Annotated in this window: 1 protein-coding gene; it reads left to right on the forward strand. The window is 49.1% G+C overall.

From position 1 onward, the window contains the following. The coding region (locus B5F88_RS19715; RefSeq protein ID WP_140402235.1) for an IS3 family transposase at positions 1–936 on the forward strand (936 nt) is incomplete at its 5' end. Positions 937–975 lie beyond the last annotated feature (39 nt).

Genomic DNA, 975 nt, shown 5'->3' on the forward strand with positions numbered 1-975 from the left:
AAAAAAAGGGTATTGGGTGGAAGGAGCTGGTGTAAGCAAGGAATACATTACTGGCAAAGGAAAGACTATGAAGTCATCGAAGAATTGAGCGCAAAGTATCCCGTAGATTTTCTATGTCGGATCATGGGTGTAAATCGCTCCGGCTACTATAAGTGGCGGCGGCGAAAGGGAACGCCCAACCGCTATGAGCAGAATCGAATCGTCCTGACAGAGCTGCTGCGAGCCGCTCACGAAAAACATCCTTCGCATGGGTATCACCGCCTGGCGCTGGATGTATCTTCAGAAACGGGATGGGTGTTTTCCCACAACCTGGCTCACAAGTGTTGTAAAGCTGCTGGAATCCGCTCAAAAGCCAGAAAACGCCGCTATCAGCGCCCTGGCGAGGAACATGTCCTCTTTGCCAACGAAGTCAAAGGACGCTGGAATGCTGCCCGGCCGCTCCAGCTTGTCGTTTCTGATATGACCATATTCAAAGTTGGGAACACCTATTGGGAGTGGACCATCCTTCTGGATACATTCAACAACGAAATTCTTGCCCACAGCGTTACATCCCAGACAGGGAGCAACAAGCCCTACTATCATTGCCTTGAAGAATTGAAGAAGCGAATAGACAAAAGAGAAGAGCAGACGTCCCAGGTAGTCTTGCACACCGACCAGGGAGCTGTCTACTCTTCACGGGCTTTTTGCCAGGCCCACCATGATTATAACATACTTCGCTCTATGTCGCGAGGGGGAACTCCCACAGATAACCCAATTATTGAGGCACTTAACGGTTGGATCAAGGAAGAGCTCTATCTTGACTTCGACCTGGCCCATACCAGTGATGTTCCCACTCTCTTGGACACCTATGTCCAATTCTTCAATAATTCTCGTCCTGCTGCCGCTTTGGGATACAAAAGCCCCGTTCAGTACAGAACCGAACAGGGCTTTCGATAAATTCACTTTTTCTGTGTCTACTTTTGCTTGACAAGTGCA

The organism is Flavonifractor sp. An306 (assembly GCF_002159455.1).
Lineage (GTDB): Bacteria > Bacillota > Clostridia > Oscillospirales > Oscillospiraceae > Flavonifractor.